The following is a 26,973-nucleotide window of genomic DNA, read 5'->3' as shown; positions in this document are numbered from 1 at the left end:
CTTATCTGGGCTTTTGGCTCAACCCCCGGTTCACCCAGCGGTTAAAAAGCACTGCGCGGGAACCCTGTGGGCATATGGACACCTAACCCTGCAACGTACTTAAAGGAGTAAGACCAGTGAGCCGCACCGAAACCGACAGCATTGGCCCGATCGAAGTCCCCGAAGATGCCTACTGGGGCGCGCAGACCCAACGCTCACTGATCAATTTTGCGATTGGCGACCAGCGAATGCCGCTGCCCGTCCTGCACGCGCTGACTCTGATCAAGAAAGCCGCCGCACGAGTCAACGATCGAAATGGCGACTTGCCTGCCGACATCGCCCGCCTGATCGAGCAGGCTGCCGACGAAGTGCTCGACGGTCAGCATGACGCGCAATTTCCGCTGGTGGTCTGGCAGACCGGCAGTGGCACGCAGAGCAACATGAACGTCAACGAGGTGATTGCAGGCCGCGCCAACGAACTGGCTGGCCAGGGCCGTGGCGGCAAGTCGCCAGTCCATCCCAACGATCATGTCAATCGCTCGCAAAGCTCCAACGACTGCTTCCCGACGGCCATGCACATCGCCACCGCCCAGGCGGTCAAGGAGCAGTTGCTGCCCGCCATCGCCGAATTGTCCAGCGGTCTGGCCGAACAGGCCGCGCGGCACATGAAGCTGGTCAAGACCGGGCGCACGCACATGATGGATGCGACGCCGATCACCTTCGGCCAGGAGCTGTCGGGGTTTGTCGCGCAACTCGATTACGCGGAAAAAGCCATTCGCGCAGCCCTCCCCGCCGTCTACGAGCTGGCTCAGGGCGGTACGGCAGTCGGCACCGGGCTCAATGCGCCCAAAGGCTTTGCCGAAGCCATTGCCGCAGAACTGGCCGCTCTCTCAGGCCTGCCATTCGTTACGGCGCCCAACAAGTTCGCCGCGCTGGCCGGTCACGAGCCACTTGCAGCGCTGTCCGGCGCATTGAAGACGCTGGCCGGCACGCTGATGAAAATTGCCAACGACCTGCGCCTGCTAGGCTCAGGCCCGCGTGCCGGGCTGGCAGAAGTCAGACTGCCCGCCAATGAGCCCGGCAGCTCGATCATGCCCGGCAAGGTCAACCCGACCCAGTGCGAGGCCCTGTCGATGCTGGCCTGCCAGGTCATGGGCAACGACGTGACCATCGGTTTTGCCGCCAGTCAGGGTCACCTGCAACTCAACGTCTACAAGCCAGTGATCATTCATAACGTTCTGCAGTCGATTCGCCTGCTGGCCGATGGCTGCAGCAATTTCAACGAGCACTGCATCGCGGGCATGGAGCCGGATGGCGAAAAAATGGCCGAGCACCTGGAGCGCGGCCTGATGCTGGTCACCGCCCTCAATCCGCATATCGGCTACGACAAGTCGGCGCAGATTGCCAAGAAAGCCTACACCGAAGGTCTGACGTTGCGCGAAGCGGCATTGGCGCTGGGTTACCTGACCGATGAAGAGTTCGATGCCTGGGTGCGGCCGGACAAAATGCTCGAGGCAGGCAGTAATGGCTGATGCCAGAAGCGGCGCAACGCCACTGGAAGGCAATGGCAAACGAATCCTGATGGTCTACGGCACGCCGAAGGCCATCAGTTTCTGCCACGCCCTGGGCGACGCCTATGCGCAAACGGCGCGTAGCGAAGGGCATGTGGTGCGGGTCATCAAGCTGGGCGAACTGGACTTCGATCCGATTCTGCACAACGGCTACGATCAAACTCAAACCCTTGAGCCCGACCTGCTTGAAGCCCAGCGTCAGATCCACTGGGCCGAGCATCTGGTCTTCGTCTATCCGGTCTGGTGGGGCGGCTTGCCTGCGTTGCTGACCGGCTTTTTCGACCGGGTGCTGACACCCGGTTTTGCGTTCAAGGTCCACGGCCGCAAGCACTCATCCAATGAACTGCTTCGCGGCCGGACGGCGGAACTGCTGGTCGCCATGGACACGCCGCCGCGTTACTTTCAGTGGATTTACGGCGCGCCGGCGCACCGGCAGATGGTGCGGACCATCCTCGGCTTTTGCGGGATAAAGACCAAACGCCTGACTGAGTTCGCCCCGGTACACAGCGCCAGCGAACAGCAGCGTCAGGAGTGGATTATTCAGGCTCAGGGGCTGGGCAGACGCTGATCTGCCCCGCCACCCGCACCTCAGGCCTGCGCCAGCCGGGCCTTGCGTGCCCTGAGGCCGGCGACCAGTGAAGGGCCCAGCGCAGTCAGCGCCGACCCGGCCACCACCAGCAACGCACCGCCGTAACCCAGCATGTTCAACTCTTCAGCCTGCACGTAATCCGGCCACAGCCAGGCGGCAACCGCCACGGCGGTCAGCGTCACCAATGGCGTCAGCGCAAGCGTCGCACTGACCCGCGAGGCCTCCCAATGCGCCAGCGCTTCGGCAAAGGCGCCGTAGGCCACCAGCGTGTTAAGACAGCAGGCCAACAGCAGCCAGCCCTGCAACGGGCTCAACAGCAATGCCTCGGCAGGGTGCGCCCATGGCGTGAGCAACAGGGCGCAAAACAGGTAGATCACCATCATCACCTGCAGCGAATTCCATACCGTCAGAAGCTGCTTCTGACTCAGCCCGTAGAACGTCCATATGGTCGAGGCCAGGAGCACCACCAGCACGCCCAGGGTGTAGTCGCCCAACGAGGTGAAAAGCTCCACCAGACGCTGATTGAAAAAGAACCCGAAGCCCACCAGCAGTACCATCAGGCCGATGCCCTGCCCCAGACTGAAACGCTCCTTGAACAGAAAGATGCTGCTGATCAGCAGAAAAATCGGACCGACCTGAACCAGCAATTGCGTGGTGCCCGGGCTCAGCAGGCGCAAGCCGATAAGGTACAGCACATAGTTGCCGACCAGACCGAACACGGCCAGCCCGACCAGCACCCTGCCCTTGCGCCCCAGCACCTTGAAGCTGGGCAGGCGCTTGACCGAGGCCAGCCAGATGAACAACAGCGCCCCGGACACAGCCAGGCGGAACCAGGTCACGGTCACCGGATCCATCACCTGCAGCACCTGCTTGAGCTTGATCGGCAAAATGCCCCACAGCAGCGCGGTCAACAGTGACAGACAGAGGCCATAGACCCAGCGACCAGACGAGATGTGCATTGCAACTTCCGCAAGAGATAGAACAGAACATCCATTCTAGGCGCTGATCGGCAAAGCAACAGTTACAGCTGGGTGCAGTTAACGGCGCGAATTGTGTTCCTTATCCCTGGCCGCCGTGATTGCGCTGGTAGGTCTCACTGCCCATGGCCTGAATCTGACCTTCGATCAACGCATCGAACGGCTTCAGCAAGGCCTCGAACGAGTCAGGTGCTTCCAGCGTCTGCAAGGTATGCACGATGGCCTCGAGCGTCGACAAGGCCTCAGGGCCCGGCGCCTTGCGCAAGCGATAACGCGAAGCAGGTGCGGCGCCCGGCGTCACCCTTGGCAGCTCGGCGAGCAAGGGGTTGAGGTGCAGCAATTTGCGCGCCTTGCGCCAGGTGCCATCCGGCACGACCAGCAGCATGGGCAGCGAATCCTGCGCATAAGGCGTCAGCGTCTGCGCAGCGTAACCCGGAAACAGCAATCGCGGTTGATAGCCTGGCGGATTCAGAAGCGCTTGCAGATCGTCGAATACCTCGCCCACCAGCAACTGCGCATTGAGCAGACCGAGCGCGGCCAGTCGGGCGGTGTTCAAGGCATGGCCGACTTCATCGGGATGCTGCAGGATCAACACCCGCGTGCGGCTGTCCAGCTGTGGAATCAGGGCGCACAGACAATGCGTGGCAGGACGCAGACAGCGTTCACAACGGGCGCGGGACATCGATGGGCACTCGGTCAATCTCACAAGGTTAAAAAGGCTGCGCTGCGCGACGAATCAGCGTTGCTGCAAACCGCCTGTCGAACAGCCAGGCATTTTAAACAAATCAGCGTCGCAAACGCGGGTCAATCCACAGCCGCAACGGCGATTTGAGCTAGCCTCATGGGTCTGGGCTGGAGAAATGAAGTACGCCTGCTGTATCTGACAAGATCCACATCAGGGGCTTTCATGAATCGCAAAGAGATCGGGCAAAAGGTATTCGACGCCCTGGGCATCATCCTAGTGGACAAGAGCGCCATTCAGGATAACGCAACGCTCGCCGATCTGGCCCTTGATGAAGATGATATCGAGCGCTTTTTCCGCGCGCTGGAGGAAGCCTTCGATTTCACCCACCCTGAAGCCATCAGGGAAAAAGCAATCGCCAGACCAGATCAGTTTGCGCTGAACAAGATCATCAAGCTGATTTTGCATGAGGTGAAAAAGGAACCGGGAAAGTCTGAGGAAAAGCCCGGGCATCAGCATTGAAAGCCGGCCCTTGTATCGGGACGCCCTGTGCGCCCCGATGAAACTCAACATGCGCATTACCCTGTGGCCAGGGTCAGGCGAGAGGCTTACCGGCGTTGGCGGCGACGATCATCGTCGGCACGAACCGGAATGGGTTGCAGTTTTGGGCGTTCTATCAGACCCAATGCAACGCCTACATCGTGGAGCCATTCTTGCAGTTTGCTATTCATAGAGCCCCCTTGAGGGAAATACTCGGCAGTCGATGCGTACTCATCACTCACTAGAGATCATAGAAGCAAATGAACTGTTAGCCGAGTGCGACGAGAAACAATTTTCCCGATGGAGCCAATGTGACATTTGTGCAGGATCGCTTCTAGTCTTTGCGACGGACGGCCTGTTACTGAACATTACGTCGACGAGTCGACCGGCTCAGTCTGGCGGACTGATCAGGCCATCGCCGTCGGTCATCGCCCGCTCCAGCAAATCGGCGGGCAGACTCTTGCTGGCGCGCGCCCCCAGCAGTTTGAGTTGCTCGCTGCGGCTGATCAGGTTGCCGCGCCCTTCGGTCAGCTTGTTGCGTGCTGCCGAATAAGCCTTGTCCAGTTGTTGCAAGCGGTTGCCTACCTCATCCAGATCCTGGATGAACAACACGAACTTGTCGTACAGCCAACCTGCCCGCTCGGCGATCTCACGGGCGTTCTGGCTCTGACGCTCCTGCTTCCACAGGCTGTCAATCACTCGCAAGGTGGCCAGCAGGGTCGTAGGGCTGACAATCACGATGTTGCGGTCGAAGGCTTCCTGGAAGAGGTTCGGCTCGGCCTGCAAGGCGGCAGAAAAGGCGGCCTCGATAGGCACGAAGAGCAGAACGAAATCCAGACTGTGCAGCCCTTCGAGACGCTTGTAATCCTTGCCTGACAAGCCTTTGACATGGTTACGCAACGACAGTACGTGCTGCTTCAGCGCAGCCTGACCAATGACCTCGTCATCGGCAGACACATATTGCTGGTAGGCCGTCAGGCTGACCTTGGCGTCGACCACCACCTGCTTGTCGCCCGGCAACATGATCAACACATCAGGCTGAAAGCGTTCGCCGTCCGGCCCCTTGAGGCTGATTTGCGTCTGGTACTCACGGCCCTTTTCAAGCCCGGCATGCTCCAGCACGCGCTCCAGGATCAGCTCGCCCCAGTTGCCCTGGGTCTTCTGCCCCTTCAAGGCGCGTGTCAGGTTGGTCGCCTCATCACTCAAACGCTGATTCAACTGCTGCAGACGTTCCAGCTCCTTGGCAAGGGAAAAGCGTTCACGCGCTTCGTTCTGGTAACTTTCCTCGACACGCTTTTCGAACGACTGGATACGTTCCTTGAGCGGCGTGAGCAATTGGCCCAGCTGCTGCTGGCTGGTCTCGGCGAAACGCTGCTCGCGCTCATCGAAAATCTTGCCCGCCAGTTCAGCGAACTGCGCGCGCAGCTCATCCCGGGAACCCTGCAGATCGTTCAGGCGCTGCTGATGGCCATCCTGCTGTTCGCGCAGCTCAGCGTTAAGCGCTGCACACTGCGCATCAAGGCGACGCAACTCAGCCTCTCTGGCGGCACGCTCATGATTCCAGTCCTGCGCCGTTTCGCGCGCGTTATCGCTTTCCTGGCGCAGCAACTCGACCTCGCGGCGCAACGCCGCAAGATCAGCCTGCTTGGCGGCATTGGCCTGACTGAGGTCGCTAACCTCGTCACGGCACGCATCCAACTGGGCATTGAGACCTTCCTGCGCCATTTGCGCCATGCTCAGACGCTCATCGAGCAACGCGCTCTCGGCCTGACGAGCGGCCAGCCGGCGCTGTAGATGCCAGAGCAGGCCCAGCAAGGGCAACGCTGCTGCGCCAAGCCCCAGTAACAGGCTGTTCAGGTCCAGTGCCATAAAGACTCCATGCGGGCTGAATAATAAAGGCCAGCGGCAGATTGGGTAGAGCGTGATAGTGCAGCAGAAACATCATCTCGGGTGAGACGGGATCAACAGGCGGGGGCAAATCGGGGGAACGGATTGTACGCGTTTTCAACACGGCACACAGCCCCTATTAGGGGGACATTTTGCGCGGGACAATCCACAGAAGCTGTGGATAACTCAGTGGACAACCCCCCTTTAACTTCCGCAAACGCAAGCAGCATGGGGCCTGCGCTCAAACTGACGATTTTTTCACCAGCTAAAAAAAAACGATGTTTTTCATTGACTTAATAATTCACCATCATAAATCAAACCCTTAGCTTCGCTTGTGACAGTGATGTAGCAGCTTGTGCCGCTAATGTGCACAACTCCTCATCAAGGCCGTTTTTGGTCATTTCATGCATCATATTTTGCGTGCCCGAACGCATCGCATTCTCAATGAATACAAGGCTTTCAGCAGTTTTTCGGTTTCTGGCTCGACACGGGCGACGGCGCATTTCGCGCATTACTCTGGGCAATCAAAGCGATTCGGGCGACAAATTGCACATATTGCGGTCCAAGCACTGGCAAAAATGCAGCTCACCCTAATTTACGAACGATTCAGTGAAGGGATCCATGAAGGAGATAGCCAAGTTCTTCCTGCTGTTGTTGGCTGTCTGCCTCGTCGCCCTGGCAGTCAGTATCGTACTGCCAGCCCCGGACGGCGGCGTGTTTGCCTACAGCGTGCTGCTGTCAGCGATCGCCCTGATGCTGATCATCTGCAGTGACCTGAGCAGCGGGCGTATCAACGCGACAGGCGACATCATGCGCGCCATCGAAAGCCGCAGGTCGCTGCGGCTTACCATCACCGCCTACTTGCTGGGCTGCTCGATGGTTGCGTCAATCACCGTACTGATCTATCGATTGGCCGGGCACTGGTGAAGATTTATACACTGCCACTTGCAATGCCCCGATCAGGCGGGTATCATCGCCGCCGTTAGTACCAAGCTGAAAATCAATTCCGGTCGACAAGTCCCCCGACAGACACTCCTCCATGCGACGAGAATGTTGGCAACAAGGGATCGACCACCTCGATGGTTTCCAGACATGAACCTTTCGCGCTGATGCACCATTTGTGGGTGACAGTGCCGACACGGCTCTCATGGTCTGCTTCAACCAGCCTGCAATTGATCAGGATCTTCACCCGGAGCGTAGAACCTTTGCTCCTGTTGTGTTGCCTGCCCTCCTAAGTACCTACCGGTCAGCCAGAGCGCCATACGATAAAGCGCGCTTCAACTGCCTGTCTTTGTTCCAGTCAGGTTCTCCGCCCAGCCAGGCTTTTGTATCAAATGTCGGCCCGCGTTTACTGGAATCTTTATTTTTGCACGGTATTGTTCCGTGTTGCTTCAGGAAACACCTTGAATATGAATACTCAGACTCAACATGCAATTCACACATTGACCAACGCTTTTGCCCCGATGAACTGCCTGATCATGGCCGCTCGCAAAGGCTGCTTCAGCTTCACCATCGTCAATGAACACGGCATCGCCCGCCACAGCGAACGCCTGTACCCCGATCAGTACGCCAGCGCCGAACCGCTGCAGGCCGTGATCGAGCGTACCCGTCAGGCCCTCATCGCCTGACGAAAACGCTGCACCGCAAGCCAAAAGCCCCGCACTGCAAAGGCGGGGCTTTTTTTATGCGCGCTTTGTATCCTCTGCATTACACAATGCCTGCAGCACTGGAACTTGCTCTAAATTGCAATTCCTACTCCCTTGAGGGGATTGTCCTACAAGAATAGCTCTAAATCGGGCTCCTCAGCCTATAGCGCGCCATCGAAAATGTTGGTAATTTTCGACCGGTGAACAACAAGGAGTTCTAATAATGAAAATAATGACAAAAGCACTGAACCGGACAACGCTTGGACTCGCACTGGGTCTGGCCTCTTCTCAACTGCTCGCTGCCGGCTTTGCCCTCAACGAACAAAGCATCAGCGGCATGGGCACCGGCTTTGCAGGTCGCTCCTCGTCAGCCGATGACGCAAGTACCGTATTCGGCAACCCTGCCGGTATGTCCCGCCTTAAACGTGAAGAAATCAGCGTCGGTGCAGCTGCCGTGATCGCCAAGACCGATATCAAGAATGGTCGCGGCACATTTGGCGGCAGCAACGACGGCGACATGGTTCCGGTGGTCGGCGTACCCATGGGCTACTACGTCAAACCAATCGATGATCACTGGGCATTTGGTCTGGGCGTGTACGTACCGTTCGGCCTGGTCACCGATTACGAAAAAGGCTTCGCCGGCCGCTACTGGGGTGACAAGAGTCACGTCCAGGTCGTGACCTTTCAGCCGACCGTCAGCTATGCATTCAACGACAAGGTCTCCATCGGTTTCGGCCCGACGCTCAACCGCATCGACGGTGAACTGACCTCGGCAACATTGAACTCTGCAACACCGGGCCGTAACGACGGCAAGGTGAAGATCGAAGGCGATGACACCGCAATCGGCTTCAATGCCGGTATCCTGGTGCAGGCTACCGACACCACTCGCCTGGGCCTGACTTACCACTCCAAGGTCGATTACAAGCTCAAGGGCAAGACCAAGATCGAAGGTTCGGGTTTCGGTCCTTTCGGCGGTCAGAAGTATGACGCTTCTCTGGACATCTCCACGCCTGAGTCCGTGGACTTCTCCATCACCCAGCAGATCGACGAAAACTGGACGGTCTATGCCGGCAGTACCTGGACTCGCTGGAGCCGCCTGCAAGACATCACCGTCAACAACGATGGCGTCCCTGCCCTGCTGGGCGGCTCTGCCGGCCCGATCGGCACCATCACCGAAGAACAGAACTGGCACGACACCTGGGCGCACGCCATCGGTGCTTCGTACAAGGTCAATAAAGAGTGGACGCTGCGTACCGGTTTCTCCGTTGATCAGTCGCCGACCAACAACGTCAACCGCTCCCCACGCATCCCGACGGGCGATCGCAAGATCATCAGCTTCGGTGCCGGCTGGAGCCCGACCGACGACCTGACCATCGACGTGGCGTACTCGTACCTGCGTGAAGACGAAACCAAGATCCGCGATTCCAGCGCGACCAAAGGTTCGTACAGCGCCGACTACCGCAACACCGCTCACGGCCTGGGCACTTCGGTTACCTATCGCTTCTGATAAGCAACTGCCAGGCTGAAAAAAGCCCGCAACCCGTAATGGTTGCGGGCTTTTTAGTGCGCGCCTGGTGCGCTCAGATCTGCATTGATTGACCAGCGTGCAGATACTCCGCGCCATTGACTGACTATCGTACAGATACTCCACGTTATTGACTGAATACCGTACAGATACTCCGCGTCATTGACTAACTATCGTGCCGATGCTCCACGTCATTGACTGACTACCGCACAGATACTCCGCGTCATTGACTGACTATCGTGCCGACGCTCCATGTCATTGACTGACTACCGTACAGATACTCCACGTCATTGACTGACTATCGTGCCGATGCTCCGCGTCGGCATGCAGTTCTGGACGCTCTGCGTCCTCTATGTGGCGCTCCGCGTCACACAAGGGTTCTGCGATGCCAGGTCGATTCAGACAAGACTCAAGCCACCCCTTTTTTTGCCCCCTAAGGCTTAGACGCAATCGCCTTCTCAATGGCTGCGATCAGCTCAGGATCATCCGGCTTGGTCATGCTGGAGAAGTTGGCGATGACCTTGCCCTGGCGATCGACCACGTACTTGTAAAAGTTCCAGCGCGGCGCACTGCTTTGCTCGGCCAGTACCTTGAACAGATGGGTCGCATCATCACCGCGCACGGCTTGCGGCTCGGTCATGGTGAAGGTCACGCCATAATTGACGTAGCAGACCTTGGCGGTCTCCTCACCATCCTTGGCTTCCTGTTTGAAGTCATTGGACGGTACACCCAACACTTCGAGCCCCTGCCCCTTGTAGCGCTGACTCAGCGCTTCAAGGCCTTTGAACTGCGGGGCGAAGCCGCAGAAACTGGCAGTATTGACCACCACCAGCGGCTTGCCGGCGAAGCGCTTGCACAGGTCGATGTTTTCCTTGGCGCGCAGCTTGGGCAGCTCGCCTTGCAGCAACGGCGGACAGTCGGCGGCCATTGCAGCACCGCTCATGGCCAGCAGCAAAAGAGGGATCGAAAAAAAGCGAATGTTCATCATGGCGGCCCTGAATATTGTTGTCGTCTGCCGACACGCTACCCCATGCCGGAGCGTCTGCCTAGCAAGCGCCCATTCCCAGTTGCAATGCGCCCAGCCCGACATGCTGCCAGGCCCACCAGAGCAATCCCAGCACCACCGCGCCCACCAGCAGCGCCGCCAGCAGAGGCCAGCGCCGACTCATGCCAGACCGCCCTGCGCCTGCAACCGCGCCACCGGGCGCTCGCGCACCGGCCAGTTGAGCGCTGCGGCGAGCAGACTCAGCAGTATCGAGACTTGCCAGATCAGGTCGTAGCTGCCGGTGCGGTCATACACCAGCCCGCCCAGCCAGCCACCGAGAAAGGCGCCCAGTTGGTGAAACAGGAAGACGATGCCGCCCAGCATCGACAGGTTGCGCACACCGAACAGTGTCGCGACCGTACCGTTGGTCAGCGGCACGGTCGACAACCACAGCAAGCCCATCGCCACGCCGAACAGATACGCTGTGGTCTGGCTCAAGGGTATCCAGAGAAACAGCACGATCACCACCGCGCGCAACAGGTAAAGCACGGTCAACAGTCGGGGCTTGGACATGCGCCCGCCCAGCCAGCCTGCTGTGTAGGTGCCGAAGATATTGAACAGGCCGATCAGGGCCAGCACTGTAGTGCCGACCTTGGCGGGCAAGTGCTGATCCACCAGATAGGCCGGTAAGTGCACGCCAATGAATACCACTTGAAAGCCGCAGACAAAGAACCCCAGCGCCAGCAGCCAGAACCCCGAATGCGAGCACGCCTCACGCAGCGCCTCGCCGAGGGTCAGTTCGACGCCGGCGGATACGCTCGGCGTATCCTTGAGCATGCCCACCAGAGGCAGGATCAACGCCACCATTACGCCCAGCACCAGCAAGGCGCCGGACCAGCCCAGCCAGCTGATCAAGCCCAATGTGCCGGGCAGCATGGCGAACTGACCGAATGAGCCGGCTGCGCTGGCGATCCCCATGCCCATACTGCGTTTTTCCGCAGGCAGCGCACGCCCCACGACACCCAGGATGACCGAAAACGATGTGCCGGACAGGCCGATACCGATCAGCAGACCGGCGCTCAATGAAAGGCTGAGTGAAGAATCGGCGGTGCTCATGCACAACAGACCTGCGGCATACAGCACACCGCCGACGAAGACGACTTTCGCCGCCCCGAATCGATCTGCCAGCGCCCCGGCGAAGGGCTGTGCCAGGCCCCACATCAGATTCTGCAGGGCGATGGCAAAGGCAAAGACTTCACGCCCCCAGCCAAACTCGGCGCTCATGGGCGCCAGAAACAGACCGAAGCCGTGCCGCGTCCCCAGCGAAAGCGCAAGAATCAGCGCGCTCCCCAGCAGAACCCAGCCACTGGTACGCCAGATCGATGTCATGGTTGAGCTCCCTGCGCTTTGTGTTACATGGTTTTACCCGCGATTTGCGAAGCTACGCGCTGCCGGTAAAAGCTGTCAACAAAGCGATGCGCAGGGTCTCAAAGCAGCGCCAGCGTCAGCAGCACCGCCAACTCCAGCAGCTCAAGCAATGCCCCGGCTGTATCGCCGGTGCATCCGCCCAGACGGCGCATCATCAGCTGCCGCAACCAGAAGAAGCATGCGGCGCAGACCAGCAATACCATTCCCCCTGACCAGCCGGCGAGCAGCACGCACGCAATGGCGGTGGCGAGCAAAACCTTGCGTCCAGGGCCGCGCGGCAGGTGATCGGCCAGCGCCTGCCCCAGCCCGCCGGAACGCACATACGGCGTCCCCAGAAACAGCCCAAGCATGGCCGCGCGTCCGATCACCGGCGCCAACAGCAGCCAGACACTGGCATGGCTCTCAATCAGCGCCAGAATCGCGGCAAACTTGAGCAGCAGCACCAGGACCAGCGTGACCACGGCGATAGGCCCGCTGCGTGGGTCTTTCATGATCGTCAAGGTGCGTTCACGGTCACCGAAGCCGCCCAGCCAGGCGTCAGCACTGTCGGCCAGACCGTCCAGATGCAAGCCGCCGCTGAGCAATACCCAGGCAGTGAGTACCAGCGCGGCGTGCAGCATGAGCGGCGTACCACTGAGCAAGGTGTTGAAGCCCAGCAGCAGCGTGCCGAATACCGCCCCCACCAACGGGTAGTACAGCAAGGAGCGCCCCAGCTCTTCGGGACGCGGCATACCGGGCAGTCTGATCGGCAGGCTGCCGAGAAATTGCAGGGCGATCCAGAACGGCAGCATCTCAGATCTCCGTAATTACGCGATCAGCAGCGACCTGAATCGACAACAGCGCGCCATGCCCGACCACCACCTGCAACAGTTGCTCACGCGGCAAACCACGCGCCTGCGCCACCAGCAGGCGCATGACACCACCATGACTGACCAGCAACACGCGCTCACCGGCATAAGCCCGATGCAGACGCTCAACGGCACTCAATACGCGGCTCGAGAAATCCAGCACCGGCTCGCCGTTGGGAGGTGTGAAGGCGTAGGGATCCGCCCAGAACAGCCCCAGGCCCTCGGGATCGGTCTCCATGAGTTGCGCAGGGCTGTGCCCTTCCCAGTCGCCGAAATGCAGCTCCTGCAGACCTGGCTCCAGGTGCAGAGGCAACGACAAGCGCTGCGCCAGCTCTTCGGAGAAATGTGCGCAACGTTGCAGCGGCGAGCTGACGATCCGCGTCCAGGGGCCGCCACCGACCACTGCCGCACGCATCTGCTGCCAGCCAGGCTCGGTCAGCGCGTCGTCGATGCTGCCGCGCAGGCCGCCGCCCAGTTCGGTTTCGCCGTGACGCAACAAGTCCAGGTGCAAGGTCATGCGGGACGATCCGCCACAGCCGCTTCGGCAAACGTGGCCATGCCGTTGTGCAGCTCGCACGCCAGGCGCACCAGCGGCACCGCCAGTGCGGCACCGCTGCCCTCGCCCAGACGCAAACCGAGGTCCAGCAACGGTTCGGCCTGCAGCGTTTCCAGCAGATACCGATGGCCCGGTTCGGCGCCCCGATGACCGAACAGCAGCCAGTTACGGCAGGAAGGGTTCAGGCGTACCGCCACCAGCGCGGCCACGCTGCAAATGAAACCGTCGACCAGTACCGCGATTCCTTCCTGCGCGCAGGCCAGGTACGCACCAGTCAGTGCGGCGATTTCGAAGCCGCCCAGACAGAACAGGCTGCTCAACGGGTCACCGGCCTGCTCGGCGTGCAATGCCAGCGCGCGCTCGATGACGAGGGTCTTGTGCTGAATACCCTCGGCGTTCAGCCCGGTACCCGGTCCGACCAGCAATGGCGCGGCGCACTCCAACAGTGAGCAGGCGACTGCGCTGGCGGCTGTGGTGTTACCGATGCCCATCTCGCCACCGATGAACAGTTCGGTGCCGACAGCCTTGGCGCGCAATACGCTGTCACGCCCGGCCTGCAGGGCGGCGAGTCCCTGCTCGACACTCATGGCCGGCCCCTGTACAAAATTGGCGGTGCCCGCGCCAATGCGCAGATGGCGCACGCCAGGCAAATCCATTGGCGACACGGTGCCCAAGTCGACCACGTCCAGTTGCGCGGAGAGCTGACGCGCCAGCACGCTGATCGCGGCGCCGCCGTTGACGAAGTTGTGCAGCATCTGGCCGGTGACTTCCTGTGGGTACGCCGACACACCTTCGGCGACGACGCCATGATCAGCGGCGAAAATCGCGATCCACAGTTGATCCGCGGCCGGACGCTCACGCCCCTGCAGACCAGCCAGCTGTACCGCCAGGCGCTCCAGTTGCGCCAGCGAACCGGCGGGCTTGGTCAGTTGCTGCTGACGGCCCAGTGCCGCCTCGCGCATGGGCACATCAATGGCCTGTGCGGGCTTGAGCCACCAGGAATTACTCATAGCGCGGTTCCTTTCAACGTCAGGGGCAAGCCGGCAACGGTCAACACGACACGCTGGCAACGCTCGGCCAGCGCCTGATGCAACAGGCCGGCTTCATCGACATAGCGACGGGTCAGTTCGCCGAGCGGCACGACGCCAAGCCCGGTTTCGTTGCTGACAAAAATGATTTCACCCGGCAGCCCGGCAAGGCTATCGAGCAGGGATTCACGCTCTTGAAGCAGGCGCTCGGGGTTGTCGAGCATCAGTAGATTGGTCAACCAAAGGGTCAGGCAATCGACCAGCAGGCAGCAATCGGGCGCCGCATTTTCGCGCAGTACCCGCACCAGTTCGATCGGCTCTTCGACCAACCCCCAGTGCTCGGGACGGCGCGCGCGATGACTGGCAACACGCTGATTCATTTCGCCGTCCAGAGGCTGACTGGTGGCGATGTACGTCACCCTCAGCGCGCTGTCGGCGGCCAGTTTTTCTGCCAGGCGACTCTTGCCGGAACGCGCGCCGCCGAGGATCAATTGCAGCATTCAGTTCGCCTCCAGGCCACACAGTTCGCGAAGCAATGGGCCGTCCAGGTGCTTTTCCACCAGGTCCGCCAGACGTTCGATGTCGCGCTCGCGCAAGGCGTGATAATCGACGGACTGCACGTTCGTCAACCCCGCCCAGCGCAGCAACGCGCTACAGGCCGCAGGTGATTCGAACAGGCCGTGCAGGTAAGTCCCCAGCACCTGGCCGTCGGCACTCTGCGCGCCATCGCAACGCCCGTCGTCCAGTTGCACGGCAGCCTGCTCCAGCGCCGGCCCTGTCGTTACGCCGGCATGAATTTCGTAACCGCTGACCTCGGCGTCTTCCAGGGTCAGACGACCGCGCACATTGCGCAGTTGCTTTTCCGCTTCCAGCACCGTGCTCATGGCCAGCAAGCCGAACCCGGCGCTGGACCCGGCGGCGCCTTCCAGCCCGAGTGGATCGTGCACCTGCTCACCAAGCATTTGCAGGCCGCCGCAGATCCCCATCAGCTTGCCGCCGTAACGCAAATGCCGCTCGATGGCGGTGTCCCAGCCATTGTTGCGCAGGTAGTTCAGATCGCTGCGCACGCTTTTCGAGCCGGGCAGAATGATCAGGTCCGCAGGAGGAATCGCCTGGCCGGGACCGATGAACTGCAGATTGACCTGAGGGTGCAGGCGCAACGGATCGAAATCGGTGTGATTACTGATGCGAGGCAGCACCGGGACCACCACGTTCAGCACATGCTCGACCTTGTCGGTCTGACGCTGGTCCAGGCCGTCTTCGGCCTCCAGGTGCAGATCCATCACGTAGGGCAGCACGCCAACCACCGGCTTGCCGGTGCGCGCTTCCAGCCAGTCCAGGCCCGGCTGCAACAAGGCGATGTCGCCGCGAAAACGGTTGATGATGAAACCCTTGACCCGCGCCTGCTCGCTGGGCGACAGCAACTCGAGCGTGCCGACCAGATGGGCAAACACCCCGCCACGATTGATGTCGGCAATCAGCAGCACCGGGCAGTCGACCGCCTCGGCAAAGCCCATGTTGGCGATATCGTTGGCGCGCAGGTTGATCTCGGCCGGAGAACCCGCGCCCTCGACCACAATCACCGGATAGCTCTCACCCAGGCGCCGATGCGATTCCAGCACTGCCTGCATGGCGATCTCTTTGTAGCCGTGATACGCCACCGCGTTCATGGTGGTCACGGCGCGGCCGTGAATGATCACCTGCGCGCCGGTGTCACTGTTGGGCTTGAGCAGCACCGGGTTCATGTCGGTGTGCGGTTCGAGGTAGCACGCCTGGGCCTGCACGGCCTGTGCGCGACCGATCTCGCCGCCGTCTGCCGTCACCGCGCTGTTGAGCGCCATGTTCTGCGGCTTGAACGGCACAACCTTGACGCCCTGACGAGTCAGCCAGCGGCACAGGGCCGTCACCAGGGTGCTCTTGCCGGCATCGGAAGTGGTGCCTTGTACCATCAGCGTGCTCATGGGTATTCCTTGCGGTATTCAAGCAGAACATCGTGCAGCCGCAGCCAGTCGGCCTCGTCGCAGGGCAGACCGAAACGCAGGCTGGACGACTCGGAGCTGTCACCCTTGAACAGGCGCAGCAGCACGCCGCGCTGCGCACAAAACTCATAGAGCGTCTGCGCTTCAGGGGTCACCAGCCATTGGAACAGCGCACAGCCGCCTTGCGGGCTCAGGGCGTAGCGGTCGAGCAACGCCACCAGCCGGTCGCGGGCCAGCTCACAGCGCTCACGCTGACGCGCTTGCCCCGGCTGATCGCTGAGGCACACCTGACCGATGATCCGGGTTGGCCCACTGACCGACCAGGGGCCGATTTCCTGCGCCAGCATCCTCAACAGCACCGGCTCGGCCATGACAAAACCAAGCCGGACACCGGCCAGGCCGAAAAACTTGCCAAACGAACGCAGGACGATCAGCCCGTTGCGCCACGTCTCGGCCGCCAGGCTCATGCCCGGCGTGTTATCCATGAAGGCTTCATCGACGACCAGCCAGCCACCGCGCTCGGCCAGTCGCGCATGCCACTCCAGCAGGCGCTCGGCGCTCAGGTGCAGACCGGTCGGGTTGTTGGGGTTGACCACCACCAGCACGTCCAGGCTGTCGAGAAAGTAGTCGACCTCCTGCTCCCCCACCTCACGAACCACGAAACCGTTCTTGCGCCAGGCATGTGCGTGCTCTGCGTAGCAGGGCGACAGAACGCCGACCCGCCCTCCGCTGCGCACCCGCGGCAATGCCTGAATCGCGGCCTGCGAACCGGACACCGGCAATAACCGGGACACGCCGTAATAAGTGCAGGCCGCCGCTTCCAGACCATCGTCAGTCTCGGGCAACCGCGCCCAGGCACGCGTCGGAATCTCCGGGATGGGCCACGACCAGGGCGCGATCCCGGTGGACAGGTCCAGCCAGTCGGCCAGAGGGATACCGTAATGCTGCGCCGCCGCGCGCAACCGCCCGCCGTGCTCAAGCATAAAATTCAGCCGCCACGCAGATGACCAGCAGCCATAACCAGACGCCGCGCTGCACCAGTTGCCAGCCGCGATCGATCGAGTCCGCATCGGCAGGCGCCCCCTCACCCAGTTGCGGACGCTGATGCAACTCGCCGTGGTAGATCGCCGCGCCGCCCAGCTCGACACCCAGCGCGCCTGCGCCAGCGGCCATCACCGGGCCGGCATTCGGACTGTCCCAGGCCGGGGCTTGCGTACGCCAGCAACGCAGCGCCAGTCGGGTCTTGCCCAGCAAGGCGTAGGTCAATGCCACAAGACGTGCGGGAATATAGTTGAGCAGATCGTCGATCTTCGCCGCAGCCCAGCCAAAACGCTCAAAGCGCTCGTTGCGGTAACCCCACATGGCGTCCAGCGTATTGCTCAGCCGATACAGCACCACGCCGGGCGCACCGGCCACGACAAACCAGAACAGCGCCGCGAACACCGCATCGCTGCCGTTCTCCAGCACCGACTCGGTGGCTGCGCGGGCGACTTCGGTAGCGTCCAGCTCAGTGGTCTGGCGACTGACCAGATAACCGACCCGCTGACGTGCTTCAACCAGATCATCACTGCGCAGCGCTTGCGCCACCGGCTGAACGTGCTCACCCAGGCTGCGCATGCCCAGCGCGCAATACAGCGCCAGAATATCGAACAGCCAGCCCACGCCAGGCAACCAGCTCAGCAGCGTGGCCAGCAGCGTCAGCGGTACAACGGTGATGACCCAGGCAGTAACGCCATGACTGCGCCAGCCACGGCCGCCACTGTTGAAGCGCTGCTCGACCCGACTGGCGAAGTTGCCGAACGCCACCAGCGGATGCCATCGTTTTGGCTCACCGAGCAGCGCATCAAGCGCGACCCCGGCGACGCTCAACAGCGCCACACTCATTGACTCACTCCCCATTGATTCTCGTACAGCAGCTCATGCAGCGGACGCGCCTGCGCCCAGCCTTCCATCACCAGCATTGGCGCAGGATAAAATTCCTTGACCGGGCCCAGACATATGATCGCCAGCGGCTTGGCGCCGTCAGGCATGCCCAGCAGTTCGGCCAGCGCCTCGGGGTCGAACAGCGACACCCAGCCCATGCCCAGGCCTTCTGCACGCGAGGCCAGCCACAGGTTCTGGATCGCGCAGGACAGCGAGGCCATGTCCATTTCCGGCAAGGTGCGACGGCCGAAAATGTGCTGCTCTCGCCCTTCCATCAGCGCGGCGACCAGTACTTCTGCGCAGTCGTTGATGCCTTCGACCTTGAGCTTCATGAACTCGTCGGTTCGCTCACCCAGCGCCTCGGCGGTACGAATACGCTCTTCCTCTACCTGCGCCTGCATCCTGCCACGCAATAACGGGTCGCTGATGCGGATGAAGCGCCACGGCTGCATCAGCCCGACGCTGGGAGCCTGATGCGCGGCCTCCAGCACGCGTGCCAGCAGCTCGGGCGCGACCGTGCCGCCGATGAAGTGGCGCATGTCGCGACGTTCGGCGATGGCGCGGTACACCGCAGCTCGCTCTTCGGGGCTGAACGCTTGCTCGGTCATGGTTTGAACAGCGCTGCAATCGCCTGAGGGCAGGAAGGAAAATAGAAATGCACGTAGGACGCGGTCAGGCGACCCAGGCGATAAACCGCTTCTGCGCCGCGTCCGCCATTGGGGCTGACGCCACGGGCGATCGGCTGCAGCTCGGTGCTGGTCAGCGAATGATGATAAGTGTGACCGTGCAGCGTGCCCTCGGGTAACTCGACGGCTTGCAAGGCCAGCGCAGCCAGACGCTTCTGCATGACGGCTTCACCGGACAGCAAACCGACCAGTTCGGCACGCACGCCCTCGACATCGGTCAAGGCTTCGAGCAAATAGAGCATGCCGCCGCACTCGGCCAGAATCGGCTTGCCGGCAATATGGTGAGCCCTGATCGAAGCCTGCATCGCGCCATTGGCGGCCAGCGCGACGTGGTGCAGCTCCGGGTAACCACCTGGCAGGTACAGGCTGTCGGCGTCGGGCAACTCGCGATCATGGATCGGCGAGAAGAAACTCAGCTCGGCACCCATGTTCCTCAGCAGGTCCAGACTCGCGCCATACAGAAAGGCAAAGGCCTCGTCGCGCGCGATAGCGATGCGTACGCCGCGCAGCAGCGGCTCGACCTGAACCGGGTCAGGCGCAGTGAAGGTCACGGCCGGCGGCAAGGCCACTTCACAGGTGCTGGCAAGCGCCGCAGCCGCCATGTCCAGACGCACGTCCAGATCGTTGAGCTCACTGGCCTGGACCAGCCCCAGATGGCGGCTGGGCAGTTCGAAGCCAACTTCCCGGGACAGTGCGCCGTACCAGCGCAGGCCTTCGGTCAGGCTGTTCTCCAGCAACTGCGCGTGGCGTACCGTGCCGACGCGATTGGCCAGCACGCCGGCGAACGGCAGATCAGGCTGATATCGCGCCAGGCCCAGCGCCAGTGCGCCAAACGTCTGCGCCATGGCCGTGCCGTCGATCACACCGAGTACCGGCACGCCAAAATGCCGGGCCAGGTCGGCGCTCGACGGCGTGCCATCGAACAGGCCCATGACCCCCTCGATCAGAATCAGGTCCGCCTCATCAGCCGCTTCCCACAACAGGCGACGGCTTTCATCGGCACCTACCATCCACATGTCCAGTTGATAGACCGGCGCGCCACTGGCCCGCTCGAGAATCATCGGGTCGAGAAAGTCCGGGCCGCACTTGAACACCCGGACCTTGCGCCCCTGATTGCGGTGCAGGCGTGCCAGTGCAGCGGTCACCGTGGTTTTGCCTTGCCCGGAGGCAGGCGCAGCGATCAGTACCGCCGGGCAATCACGCGGGGCTCTCATTGCAATGCGCTCAATGATGGAGGGTTCACAGCTCGATACCTTTCTGCGCACGAATACCGGCCTGAAACGCGTGCTTGACCACGCCGATCTCGGAAACGGTATCGGCCAGGTCGATCAATTCGGCTTTGGCACCGCGGCCAGTCACCAATACGTGCTGCATCGGCGGACGTGCCTGCAGATCGCTCAGTACCTGTTCAAGGTCGAGGTAGCCATGTTTGAGGGCGATGTTCAGTTCGTCGAGCACCACCAGGCCAATGGCCGGATCGCGAAGCATTTCCTGAGACACGGCCCAGGCGGCTTCGGCGGCGGCGATGTCGCGCTGGCGATCCTGGGTTTCCCAGGTGAAGCCCTCACCCATCACGTGATAGCGCACCTGCTCGGGGAAACGACGGAAAAACATTTCTTCGCCCGTGCTGTTGCGGCCCTTGATGAACTGCACCACGCCACACTGCATGTCGTGGCCCATGGCCCGGGCGAGCATGCCGAACGCCGAGCTGCTCTTGCCCTTGCCATTGCCGGTCAATACCAGCAGCAGGCCGCACTCATTGGGCGAGCTGGCAATACGCTGGTCCATGAAGGCTTTCTTGCGCTGCATGCGCGCCAGATGGCGTTCGTCGCGTTCGGGGGATTCGTTCATCTGGGTTCTCCGCTCGGGGCAGGCGACAACAGACGGAAGGACAGCACTGGACAGCACGGCAACGCCCTGCACAGAACATCACCCTCCGTGATGTCATTGAGTGATTCAGGCCGGTCTCCGGGCTCATGAGCGGGTCACCCCGGCTGCGCGCCTTCCCATGTCGAAACACAGTGGCGTCAGGCACAGCCTTGACTCATTTACCGTTGCGGGGGCAGCGCCGGGATCGGATCTGTCGACCCACACCGGCTTCCCTGTTTCACTCTGCCAATCGAGGATTGCAGAGCACCTGAAACAAACCGCGAAGGGTAGAGGGTTGGACCGGGAGCGTCAATCGACACCGTCGCCGCGGAACGTGATTGAACCTAGCGGGTTGGCGGTGCCTCTATCAGTTACTGGACCACGCCTTTGTTAATGGAGATCGATCATGTTCAAACTCAGACCCCACCACGCAGTGTTGCTGCTGGTCGCCGGCGGCCTCGCTGCCTGCGGCGAGTCGTCGAGCCTGCAAGTCTCGGATGGAACAGGCCCCTCGCCCAAGCTGCCGGAGCCCAACAAGACGCTGATTCCGACCGTCAACATCGCACCCGCCGTAGGCTGGGAAAAAGGCGCCAAGCCGGTCGCCGCGCCGGGCACACAAGTGGCTGCGTTCGCGGAAAACCTTGATCACCCGCGCTGGCTGTATGTATTGCCCAACGGTGACGTGCTGGTGGCAGAAACCAATTCGCCCGCCAAACCGGATGACTCCAAAGGCATTCGCGGCTGGGTGATGGAAAAAGTCATGGGCCGCGCCGGCGCCGGTGTGCCCAGCGCCAACCGCATTACCTTGCTGCGTGACGTGGACAAGGACGGTGTGGCAGAGACCCGCACGGTTTTCCTGCAAAACCTCAATTCGCCGTTCGGCATGACCTTGGTGGGCAACAAGCTGTATGTCGCCGACACCGACCGCCTGATCAGCTTCCCGTATGAATCCGGGCAGACCTCGATCAGCGCGCAAGCGACCAAGGTCGTCGACCTGCCGGGCGGTACGCTCAATCACCACTGGACCAAGAACGTCATCGCCAGCAAGGATGGCAGCAAGCTGTACGTGACCGTGGGCTCCAACAGCAACGTGGCCGAGAACGGCATGGACAAGGAAGAAGGTCGTGCGGCGATCTGGGAAGTGGACGCGGCTACCGGTAACCACCGGATCTTCGCGTCCGGCCTGCGCAACCCCAACGGCATGGATTGGGAACCGAAGACCGGCAAACTGTGGACGGCGGTCAACGAGCGCGACGAGATCGGCAGCGACCTGGTACCTGACTACGTGACCTCGGTGCAGGACGGCGCATTCTACGGCTGGCCTTACAGCTACTACGGCCAGCACGTCGACGAGCGCGTCAAGCCGCAGAACCCGGCACTGGTCGCCAAGGCGATTGCCCCGGATTACGCAGTCGGTCCGCACACCGCCTCGCTGGGCCTGGTGTTCGCCGACGGCAAGACACTGGCGGCACCGTTCAACGAAGGTCTGTTCATTGGCCAGCACGGCTCGTGGAACCGCAAACCGCACAGCGGCTACAAGGTGGTGTTCATCCCATTCAGTGGCGGCAAACCCAACGGCACACCGGTCGATGTGTTGACCGGCTTCCTCAACAAGGATGAAAAAGCCATGGGTCGCCCGGTTGGCGTGGTCAATGACCAGCGTGGCGGATTGCTGGTGGCCGACGATGTCGGCAACAAGATCTGGCGCGTGACATCCGCCAAGGCTGCTCAGTAACGCCGAGCGTAGAGGTTTGACACAGAGCGTTGCACGATAGTTGAGATCATCGTTCCCTACGCTACAGCACTCGGCGTTACACACAAGTCCTGGAGAGCCCGGAATACGTGCCTTTCAGGGTTCTGCCCGAAGGGCGCAGGAGCGAACTTGTTCGCGCAGGCGGTGTTTCAGAAGATGCATTTTCGGCGATCACACCGGCCCTTTCGCGAACAAGTTCCTACGGCCTACGGCCAGAATCAAAAGCAGACTTAGGTGTAACGTTGAGCGCTCCGCGTGGGCGTGGGCATGCAGTTCTGGACGCTCTTGAGCGCGCGCAGAGCAATCGGCGCGAAGCGCTTAAGGCCGATTCTGCGCCAGGCTGGCGGGCTGAATTACGCGCTTGGCGTTGAGGTAGGCTCTTTGCCAGTAAGGCTTGTCGAGGCTGTCGAGCTTGACCGTGCCACCGGTGGCAGGTGCATGCACGAAGCGGCCTTCGCCAACATAGATCCCGGCGTGGGACACCTGAGATCCGCCCGATGTGGCGAAAAACACCAGATCACCTGACTGCAATTGCTCGCGACGAATATTCGGTGCGCCCATCACGATCATCTCGCGTGTGGAACGCGGCAGGGAAATACCCGCCGCATCACGATAGACATAACCTATAAGACCGCTGCAATCGAAACCGGAGTCAGGCGTATTGCCGCCCCAGCGATAAGGCGTGCCAACCAGCCCCAACGCACGAAACAGCACGTCTTCGGCAGCCGGAGAGAGAATCTGGGGAGGTGCAGTGACCACCGGACGCTGAACGATCCGGGGCGCTTTGGGCGGAGGCGGCGCACTTGCGCAGGCACCGAGCAACGCAGCAACAGAGATGACTAACAGCCGCAACGCAATCGACATAACCACAACAACCCATCCGGATGCGGCTTACGCTGCCGAGAAGCTCAAAAACGCAGAAAGACCCGAAGGTCTTGTACTGCGCGTTCTATTTATTTACGCCGCTTGGGCGCGGTCTTGACTGTAGTCGAAGTCATCGCTGTTGTCTGCGTGACTTCAGGTGTCGATTTTACTGCAACAGTACCCGGGGCCATCGCCAGAGGCCGCTTGGCCTCGATGAAGGTCTTGCTCCAGTAGGCGTCATCGAGACTGTCGATGCGCACACCGCCGCTACGGCGACTGCTGGAGTGGATGAACTGCCGATTACCGGCGTAGATCGCTGCGTGGCTGACCTGACCGCGACCGCGAGTACTGAAGAACAGCACATCGCCCGGCTGAAGCTTGTTGCGCGCCACCAGAGGTGCGTTGACGTTGATCATTTCACGCGTGGAACGTGGCAGGCTCATGCCGGCCTCTTCGCGAAACAGATAACCGATGAAGCCGCTGCAATCGAAACCCGAAGAAGTCGACGTGCCGCCGAACTTGTAGCGTGTGCCGATCAGCGACTTGCCACGCTCCAGGATGCTGTCGGCCAGGGCCGGCAGTTGGTAAGACTTGTTATCAGCGAACTGGGACAGTTCGTCTTCGGTAGCGAGCTCGTCCTGCAGGACTGCCGCGTCGGCGCGACGGGCTGCGGACTGGGCGTTGGCATTGATTGCGCTCTGATAGCGTGGAACTGGCTGGGCCTGTTCCTGCTGTGCGACCGGCATATTGGCCGAGCAACCGAAGAGAAATGTAACGAGTGCGAGAGGCACGAGGGGTGCGAAGCGAACAACTTGCATGGGCACAACCGTGGCTGACTAGTTAAGATGGCGAGACTATGCCTTTTATGAAGGTGATTTGCAAATTCAATCGAACTAGATGTGACTTATGAGTTCGGCCATGACATGTGCCGCGCGGTACGGTAAAAAGACGTCCATCTGCGCGCTGTGATCCGTCGGCTGCGGATTGATTTCTGCGGTAAAACCCCCGGAAACCCTGGTGCGAATGACAGGTTCGTGAATGTAGGGGAAGCTTGCGGTGGTGCCGATACTCAGGACCGCGTCATAGCCTTTAGCCAGCTCTTCATGCAGTGTTTCCAGCGCTTTTTCGGGGAGCATTTCCTGAAAAAGAACGACGGACGGTCGCAAAATGCCACTACATGCCGGGCATAAGGGGGGCAAAGGGCGCTGCAAGTGCTCGCTCAATTGAGAATCCTCAGCACCGCAGGACTGGCAAAACAGTGGCGAGAGTTGCCCGTGAATTTCGATCAGGCGCTCCGGCGGACTGCCCGCCGCGCGATGGTAACCGTCGACATTCTGGGTCAGCACCCAACACTCGGGTTTGATGCGCTGCAACTGGGCGATGGCGTAATGCGCGACATTCGGCTCGCCACCCAGGCACGCCTTGCCCAGTTCGGCGATGTATTTCCAGCACAGCTCAGGGTCACGGCGCAGCATGGGCCCGGACAGGGCCATTTCGATAGGCAGGCCATCGTCGGTCTTGCCATTGTAGAGCCCGCCCACGCCACGGTAGGTCGGCAGCCCCGAATCGGCAGACAGCCCCGCCCCGGTGATCACCAGAATCCGTTTTGCATGGCGCAAGGCAGCAGCCGTCTGCATCAACAGCGCCTGATCTACCACCCGAGGGTCTCTTTAAGGAAGGGAATGGTCAGCTTGCGCTTTTCCTGGAGTGACGCCTGATCGAGGCGCTCGAGCAATTCGAACAACGCGCTCATGCTGCGTGTACCGCGCGTCAGGATGAAATGCCCGACATCGTCGGTCAGGTGCAGGCCGCGCCGTGAAGCACGCAGTTGCAGGGCACGCAGCTTGTCCTCGTCGGACAGCCCGCGCATCTGGAACACCAATGCCATGGTCAGGCGCGATTTCAGGTCGGGAAGCTTTACCGGCAGTTCGCGGGGCGACTTGGACGCGGCAATCAGCAGGCGACGCCCGCTGTCACGCAGACGATTGAACAGATGAAACAGCGCTTCTTCCCAGTCCGGCTTACCGACGATCGCCTGCAGGTCGTCCAGACACACCAGCTCATATTGCTCCAGATGATCGAACAGCTCGATGCCTTCATCTATCACTTCGGCCAGCGGCAGATACACCGCAGGCTCGCCAAGCTGTTCAAAACGCAGGCAGGCAGCCTGCAGCAGGTGCGTGCGCCCTACCCCGTCCTTGCCCCACAGATAGATGAGGCTTTCGGTCCAGCCAGCGTCGGCTTCGCACAGCCGCTCGACATAGCCGAGTGCAGCGGCGTTGGCGCCTGGATAGTAATTGACGAAAGTGGCGTCATCACGCAGACGCACACTCAGGGGCAGCTGAATCGGTTTCATGCTGACTAACGGCTCATGCAAACCGTCAAGGGCCTCTGTGTAAAGAGCGCAAAGTTTATACCCGTGACGCTGGTCGCACAATGCGACAGACCTCAAGCAAAATCAAAGGTTTGCGTCAGGGTGAGTAAAGCGCCGCCCAGTACGGGGCGTTTGAAGGGGGGCATGCCCTCAAGGCATCAGCCTCTTCACCGGTCGGCGAAGAGGCTTGCGTCGACCTTACAGCTCCGGATCTTCCGCGCCTGCGTAGATTTCCGAGTCCTTGTACAGATCATGCATGTGGCGCACCAGCACCATGATCACCGCCGCCACCGGCAGGGCGAGCAGAATGCCGGTAAAGCCGAACAGCTCGCCACCTGCGAGAATCGCGAAGATGACCGCGACCGGGTGCAGGCCTATGCGATCACCGACCAGCAATGGCGTCAGCACCATCCCCTCCAGGGCCTGACCGATCATGAACACCGCCACAATCCCCATCATCGGGTACAGGTCACCGCCAAACTGGAACAGCCCGGCCACCAGCGCCGAACCGATACCGATCACGAAACCCATGTAAGGCACGATGGCCGCCAGACCGGCAATGACGCCGATCAGCAGGCCCAGTTCCAGCCCGACCAGCATCAGACCGGCCGCGTAGATCACGCCAAGGCCGACCATCACCAGCAACTGACCGCGTATGAACGCGCCCAAGACTTCATGGCACTCGCCCGCCAGCTTGACGATTTGCGCTTCACGCTGACGAGGCAGCAGGCCACGAATCTTGCCGGTCATGATGTCCCAGTCGCGCAGCAGGTAGAAACACACCACGGGAATCAGCACCAGGTTGGTCAGCCAGCCGATCAGCGCAAGGCTGGACGCAGTAGCCTGGGACAGCACGATAGAGACGATGTCCCCGGCCTGGCCCATATGCTCGGAGATGGCTGCCTTGATCTTGTCGAACTTCCAGAACCCGTCTGCCAGCCCGAACTTGGCCTGAACCCACGGCAACGCAGCGTGTTGCAGCCAGTCGAGAATCTGCGGCGCCAGTTCGTAGAGGCGGAACAACTGCTTGGCCAGCATCGGTACCAGAATCAGCAGCAACGCCATCAGCACCAGCGTGAACAGCCCGAAAACGACCACCACGCTCAGGGTTCTGGACAGTCCGGCGCGCTCCAGTCGATCCACCAGCGGATCGCCCATATAGGCCAGTAGCAATGCCACCAGAAAGGGAGTGAGGATTGGGTGCAACAGCACCACGAATGCGACCAGCAAGGCCAGGCCGCCGATCCAGAACCAACGCCGCATATCAGTCATCAATATCCCTCA

The 26,973-nt window shown here is 61.1% G+C and carries 29 protein-coding genes and 1 riboswitch; of the genes, 7 read left to right on the top strand and 22 right to left on the bottom strand.

The features are described from left to right. Positions 1–116: 116 nt before the first annotated feature. Both LIX91_RS02390 and LIX91_RS02385 read left to right on the top strand, forming a co-directional pair. Entirely contained in the window at positions 117–1,511 is a 1,395-nt protein-coding gene (locus LIX91_RS02390; RefSeq protein WP_003342769.1) for a class II fumarate hydratase, read from the top strand. Beyond that, complete coding sequence (locus LIX91_RS02385; protein ID WP_103696736.1) at positions 1,504–2,118, top strand: NAD(P)H-dependent oxidoreductase; 615 nt, start codon at positions 1,504–1,506, stop codon at positions 2,116–2,118. The genes LIX91_RS02390 and LIX91_RS02385 overlap by 8 nt, the downstream gene beginning before the upstream one ends. 20 nt (positions 2,119–2,138) lie before the next feature. On the opposite strand, the gene LIX91_RS02380 is transcribed toward LIX91_RS02385, so the two are convergent. Together LIX91_RS02380 and LIX91_RS02375 are read right to left on the bottom strand one after the other, a co-directional pair. Then, the gene (locus LIX91_RS02380; protein ID WP_003418147.1) at positions 2,139–3,098 is read right to left on the bottom strand and encodes a DMT family transporter; all 960 of its coding nucleotides are present in this window, start codon (positions 3,096–3,098) and stop codon (positions 2,139–2,141) included. A gap of 100 nt (positions 3,099–3,198) precedes the next feature. After that, entirely contained in the window at positions 3,199–3,798 is a 600-nt protein-coding gene (locus tag LIX91_RS02375; protein ID WP_226487922.1) for a tRNA-uridine aminocarboxypropyltransferase, read from the bottom strand. A gap of 225 nt (positions 3,799–4,023) precedes the next feature. Here LIX91_RS02375 and LIX91_RS02370 point away from each other — a divergent pair, with 225 nt between their 5' ends. After that, on the top strand, positions 4,024–4,320 hold the full coding sequence (locus LIX91_RS02370; protein WP_103696738.1) for a hypothetical protein: 297 nt from the start codon (positions 4,024–4,026) through the stop codon (positions 4,318–4,320). Positions 4,321–4,406: 86 nt separating this feature from the next. On the opposite strand, the gene LIX91_RS25595 is transcribed toward LIX91_RS02370, so the two are convergent. Together LIX91_RS25595 and rmuC are read right to left on the bottom strand one after the other, a co-directional pair. Beyond that, positions 4,407–4,529, bottom strand: coding sequence for a PA1414 family protein (locus tag LIX91_RS25595; protein WP_003418154.1), 123 nt, complete (start codon positions 4,527–4,529; stop codon positions 4,407–4,409). A gap of 199 nt (positions 4,530–4,728) precedes the next feature. After that, the gene (gene rmuC, locus LIX91_RS02365) at positions 4,729–6,093 is read right to left on the bottom strand and encodes a DNA recombination protein RmuC (RefSeq protein ID WP_161420716.1); all 1,365 of its coding nucleotides are present in this window, start codon (positions 6,091–6,093) and stop codon (positions 4,729–4,731) included. Between the two features lie 753 nt (positions 6,094–6,846). Here rmuC and LIX91_RS02360 point away from each other — a divergent pair. From LIX91_RS02360 to LIX91_RS02350, 3 genes are all read left to right on the top strand, one after another. Then, the gene (locus tag LIX91_RS02360; RefSeq protein ID WP_226487921.1) at positions 6,847–7,152 is read left to right on the top strand and encodes a hypothetical protein; all 306 of its coding nucleotides are present in this window, start codon (positions 6,847–6,849) and stop codon (positions 7,150–7,152) included. A gap of 482 nt (positions 7,153–7,634) precedes the next feature. Continuing rightward, entirely contained in the window at positions 7,635–7,853 is a 219-nt protein-coding gene (locus tag LIX91_RS02355) for a hypothetical protein (protein WP_002554588.1), read from the top strand. Positions 7,854–8,094: 241 nt separating this feature from the next. Next, on the top strand, positions 8,095–9,378 hold the full coding sequence (locus tag LIX91_RS02350) for an OmpP1/FadL family transporter (protein ID WP_004411199.1): 1,284 nt from the start codon (positions 8,095–8,097) through the stop codon (positions 9,376–9,378). A gap of 451 nt (positions 9,379–9,829) precedes the next feature. Here LIX91_RS02350 and LIX91_RS02345 read toward each other — a convergent pair whose 3' ends face one another. The 13 genes from LIX91_RS02345 to cobO all read right to left on the bottom strand — a co-directional run bounded on the left by LIX91_RS02345 (position 9,830) and on the right by cobO (position 20,680). Next, positions 9,830–10,381: a glutathione peroxidase gene (locus LIX91_RS02345; protein ID WP_003314628.1), complete on the bottom strand. Its 552-nt coding sequence runs from the start codon at positions 10,379–10,381 to the stop codon at positions 9,830–9,832. A 61-nt stretch (positions 10,382–10,442) separates the two neighbouring features. Further along, complete coding sequence (locus LIX91_RS25570) at positions 10,443–10,565, bottom strand: hypothetical protein (RefSeq protein WP_003314627.1); 123 nt, start codon at positions 10,563–10,565, stop codon at positions 10,443–10,445. Then, positions 10,562–11,770 carry an MFS transporter gene (locus LIX91_RS02340; protein ID WP_230412448.1) on the bottom strand — a complete coding sequence of 403 codons (1,209 nt, stop codon included), beginning with the start codon at positions 11,768–11,770 and terminating at the stop codon, positions 10,562–10,564. The genes LIX91_RS25570 and LIX91_RS02340 overlap by 4 nt, the downstream gene beginning before the upstream one ends. A gap of 98 nt (positions 11,771–11,868) precedes the next feature. Beyond that, positions 11,869–12,600: an adenosylcobinamide-GDP ribazoletransferase gene (locus LIX91_RS02335; protein WP_226487920.1), complete on the bottom strand. Its 732-nt coding sequence runs from the start codon at positions 12,598–12,600 to the stop codon at positions 11,869–11,871. 1 nt (position 12,601) lies between these two features. Continuing rightward, on the bottom strand, positions 12,602–13,174 hold the full coding sequence (gene cobC, locus LIX91_RS02330) for an alpha-ribazole phosphatase family protein (RefSeq protein WP_226487919.1): 573 nt from the start codon (positions 13,172–13,174) through the stop codon (positions 12,602–12,604). Further along, positions 13,171–14,223: a nicotinate-nucleotide--dimethylbenzimidazole phosphoribosyltransferase gene (gene cobT / locus LIX91_RS02325; RefSeq protein ID WP_003418169.1), complete on the bottom strand. Its 1,053-nt coding sequence runs from the start codon at positions 14,221–14,223 to the stop codon at positions 13,171–13,173. The genes cobC and cobT overlap by 4 nt, the downstream gene beginning before the upstream one ends. Then, positions 14,220–14,741: a bifunctional adenosylcobinamide kinase/adenosylcobinamide-phosphate guanylyltransferase gene (gene cobU, locus LIX91_RS02320; protein WP_122694946.1), complete on the bottom strand. Its 522-nt coding sequence runs from the start codon at positions 14,739–14,741 to the stop codon at positions 14,220–14,222. The genes cobT and cobU overlap by 4 nt, the downstream gene beginning before the upstream one ends. Continuing rightward, positions 14,742–16,202 carry a cobyric acid synthase gene (locus LIX91_RS02315; protein WP_226487918.1) on the bottom strand — a complete coding sequence of 487 codons (1,461 nt, stop codon included), beginning with the start codon at positions 16,200–16,202 and terminating at the stop codon, positions 14,742–14,744. Beyond that, on the bottom strand, positions 16,199–17,203 hold the full coding sequence (gene cobD / locus LIX91_RS02310) for a threonine-phosphate decarboxylase CobD (protein ID WP_103689724.1): 1,005 nt from the start codon (positions 17,201–17,203) through the stop codon (positions 16,199–16,201). Before cobD ends, LIX91_RS02315 begins: the two co-directional genes overlap by 4 nt. Further along, positions 17,196–18,104, bottom strand: a complete 909-nt coding sequence (cbiB, locus tag LIX91_RS02305) for an adenosylcobinamide-phosphate synthase CbiB (protein ID WP_003418176.1) — start codon at positions 18,102–18,104, stop codon at positions 17,196–17,198. The genes cobD and cbiB overlap by 8 nt, the downstream gene beginning before the upstream one ends. Continuing rightward, positions 18,101–18,751: a 5,6-dimethylbenzimidazole synthase gene (bluB, locus tag LIX91_RS02300; RefSeq protein WP_003393740.1), complete on the bottom strand. Its 651-nt coding sequence runs from the start codon at positions 18,749–18,751 to the stop codon at positions 18,101–18,103. The genes cbiB and bluB overlap by 4 nt, the downstream gene beginning before the upstream one ends. Then, a complete protein-coding gene (locus tag LIX91_RS02295) occupies positions 18,748–20,043 on the bottom strand; it encodes a cobyrinate a,c-diamide synthase (protein WP_057406742.1) in 1,296 nt (431 codons plus the stop codon). The genes bluB and LIX91_RS02295 overlap by 4 nt, the downstream gene beginning before the upstream one ends. Positions 20,044–20,068: 25 nt before the next feature. Continuing rightward, entirely contained in the window at positions 20,069–20,680 is a 612-nt protein-coding gene (cobO, locus tag LIX91_RS02290; protein WP_003393737.1) for a cob(I)yrinic acid a,c-diamide adenosyltransferase, read from the bottom strand. A gap of 90 nt (positions 20,681–20,770) precedes the next feature. Continuing rightward, positions 20,771–20,985, bottom strand: a riboswitch (cobalamin riboswitch). A gap of 119 nt (positions 20,986–21,104) precedes the next feature. Between cobO and LIX91_RS02285 the strand changes: the two genes are divergently transcribed. Further along, on the top strand, positions 21,105–22,433 hold the full coding sequence (locus LIX91_RS02285) for a PQQ-dependent sugar dehydrogenase (RefSeq protein WP_100073083.1): 1,329 nt from the start codon (positions 21,105–21,107) through the stop codon (positions 22,431–22,433). Between the two features lie 336 nt (positions 22,434–22,769). Here the strand turns inward: LIX91_RS02285 and LIX91_RS02280 are convergent, their stop codons facing one another. The 5 genes from LIX91_RS02280 to LIX91_RS02260 all read right to left on the bottom strand — a co-directional run bounded on the left by LIX91_RS02280 (position 22,770) and on the right by LIX91_RS02260 (position 26,961). Next, positions 22,770–23,315: a C40 family peptidase gene (locus tag LIX91_RS02280; RefSeq protein ID WP_003404277.1), complete on the bottom strand. Its 546-nt coding sequence runs from the start codon at positions 23,313–23,315 to the stop codon at positions 22,770–22,772. 89 nt (positions 23,316–23,404) lie between these two features. Further along, a complete protein-coding gene (locus LIX91_RS02275; protein WP_011268584.1) occupies positions 23,405–24,133 on the bottom strand; it encodes a C40 family peptidase in 729 nt (242 codons plus the stop codon). Positions 24,134–24,208: 75 nt separating this feature from the next. Next, on the bottom strand, positions 24,209–24,973 hold the full coding sequence (locus tag LIX91_RS02270; RefSeq protein WP_226487917.1) for an NAD-dependent deacylase: 765 nt from the start codon (positions 24,971–24,973) through the stop codon (positions 24,209–24,211). After that, positions 24,967–25,671 carry a DnaA regulatory inactivator Hda gene (gene hda, locus LIX91_RS02265; RefSeq protein ID WP_003369632.1) on the bottom strand — a complete coding sequence of 235 codons (705 nt, stop codon included), beginning with the start codon at positions 25,669–25,671 and terminating at the stop codon, positions 24,967–24,969. The genes LIX91_RS02270 and hda overlap by 7 nt, the downstream gene beginning before the upstream one ends. 216 nt (positions 25,672–25,887) lie before the next feature. Next, a complete protein-coding gene (locus LIX91_RS02260) occupies positions 25,888–26,961 on the bottom strand; it encodes an AI-2E family transporter (protein ID WP_003404282.1) in 1,074 nt (357 codons plus the stop codon). Positions 26,962–26,973: the final 12 nt, after the last annotated feature.

The sequence above is a fragment of the Pseudomonas sp. B20 genome (assembly GCF_020515755.1).
GTDB classification, from domain to species: Bacteria; Pseudomonadota; Gammaproteobacteria; order Pseudomonadales; family Pseudomonadaceae; genus Aquipseudomonas; species Aquipseudomonas syringae.
Note: the sequence above shows the minus strand (reverse complement) of the source record. Positions and strands in the feature narration are given on the sequence as shown.

Excerpts from the sequence above, each read along its gene's own strand:
- hda (WP_003369632.1), bottom strand. The coding sequence starts at position 25,671 with ATGAAACCGATTCAGCTGCCCCTGAGTGTGCGTCTGCGTGATGACGCC.
- cobT (WP_003418169.1), bottom strand. The coding sequence starts at position 14,223 with ATGAGTAATTCCTGGTGGCTCAAGCCCGCACAGGCCATTGATGTGCCC.
- LIX91_RS02335 (WP_226487920.1), bottom strand. The coding sequence starts at position 12,600 with ATGCTGCCGTTCTGGATCGCCCTGCAATTTCTCGGCAGCCTGCCGATC.
- cobU (WP_122694946.1), bottom strand. The coding sequence starts at position 14,741 with ATGCTGCAATTGATCCTCGGCGGCGCGCGTTCCGGCAAGAGTCGCCTG.
- LIX91_RS02260 (WP_003404282.1), bottom strand. The coding sequence starts at position 26,961 with ATGACTGATATGCGGCGTTGGTTCTGGATCGGCGGCCTGGCCTTGCTG.
- cobD (WP_103689724.1), bottom strand. The coding sequence starts at position 17,203 with ATGCTTGAGCACGGCGGGCGGTTGCGCGCGGCGGCGCAGCATTACGGT.
- cbiB (WP_003418176.1), bottom strand. The coding sequence starts at position 18,104 with ATGAGTGTGGCGCTGTTGAGCGTCGCCGGGGTCGCGCTTGATGCGCTG.
- LIX91_RS02350 (WP_004411199.1), top strand. The coding sequence starts at position 8,095 with ATGAAAATAATGACAAAAGCACTGAACCGGACAACGCTTGGACTCGCA.
- cobO (WP_003393737.1), bottom strand. The coding sequence starts at position 20,680 with ATGAACGAATCCCCCGAACGCGACGAACGCCATCTGGCGCGCATGCAG.
- LIX91_RS25595 (WP_003418154.1), bottom strand. The coding sequence starts at position 4,529 with ATGAATAGCAAACTGCAAGAATGGCTCCACGATGTAGGCGTTGCATTG.
- LIX91_RS02295 (WP_057406742.1), bottom strand. The coding sequence starts at position 20,043 with ATGAGAGCCCCGCGTGATTGCCCGGCGGTACTGATCGCTGCGCCTGCC.
- LIX91_RS02340 (WP_230412448.1), bottom strand. The coding sequence starts at position 11,770 with ATGACATCGATCTGGCGTACCAGTGGCTGGGTTCTGCTGGGGAGCGCG.
- LIX91_RS02275 (WP_011268584.1), bottom strand. The coding sequence starts at position 24,133 with ATGCAAGTTGTTCGCTTCGCACCCCTCGTGCCTCTCGCACTCGTTACA.
- LIX91_RS02280 (WP_003404277.1), bottom strand. The coding sequence starts at position 23,315 with ATGTCGATTGCGTTGCGGCTGTTAGTCATCTCTGTTGCTGCGTTGCTC.
- cobC (WP_226487919.1), bottom strand. The coding sequence starts at position 13,174 with ATGACCTTGCACCTGGACTTGTTGCGTCACGGCGAAACCGAACTGGGC.
- LIX91_RS02385 (WP_103696736.1), top strand. The coding sequence starts at position 1,504 with ATGGCTGATGCCAGAAGCGGCGCAACGCCACTGGAAGGCAATGGCAAA.
- LIX91_RS02345 (WP_003314628.1), bottom strand. The coding sequence starts at position 10,381 with ATGAACATTCGCTTTTTTTCGATCCCTCTTTTGCTGCTGGCCATGAGC.
- LIX91_RS02375 (WP_226487922.1), bottom strand. The coding sequence starts at position 3,798 with ATGTCCCGCGCCCGTTGTGAACGCTGTCTGCGTCCTGCCACGCATTGT.
- LIX91_RS02370 (WP_103696738.1), top strand. The coding sequence starts at position 4,024 with ATGAATCGCAAAGAGATCGGGCAAAAGGTATTCGACGCCCTGGGCATC.
- LIX91_RS02315 (WP_226487918.1), bottom strand. The coding sequence starts at position 16,202 with ATGAGCACGCTGATGGTACAAGGCACCACTTCCGATGCCGGCAAGAGC.
- bluB (WP_003393740.1), bottom strand. The coding sequence starts at position 18,751 with ATGACCGAGCAAGCGTTCAGCCCCGAAGAGCGAGCTGCGGTGTACCGC.
- LIX91_RS02360 (WP_226487921.1), top strand. The coding sequence starts at position 6,847 with ATGAAGGAGATAGCCAAGTTCTTCCTGCTGTTGTTGGCTGTCTGCCTC.
- LIX91_RS02380 (WP_003418147.1), bottom strand. The coding sequence starts at position 3,098 with ATGCACATCTCGTCTGGTCGCTGGGTCTATGGCCTCTGTCTGTCACTG.
- LIX91_RS02355 (WP_002554588.1), top strand. The coding sequence starts at position 7,635 with ATGAATACTCAGACTCAACATGCAATTCACACATTGACCAACGCTTTT.
- LIX91_RS25570 (WP_003314627.1), bottom strand. The coding sequence starts at position 10,565 with ATGAGTCGGCGCTGGCCTCTGCTGGCGGCGCTGCTGGTGGGCGCGGTG.
- LIX91_RS02285 (WP_100073083.1), top strand. The coding sequence starts at position 21,105 with ATGTTCAAACTCAGACCCCACCACGCAGTGTTGCTGCTGGTCGCCGGC.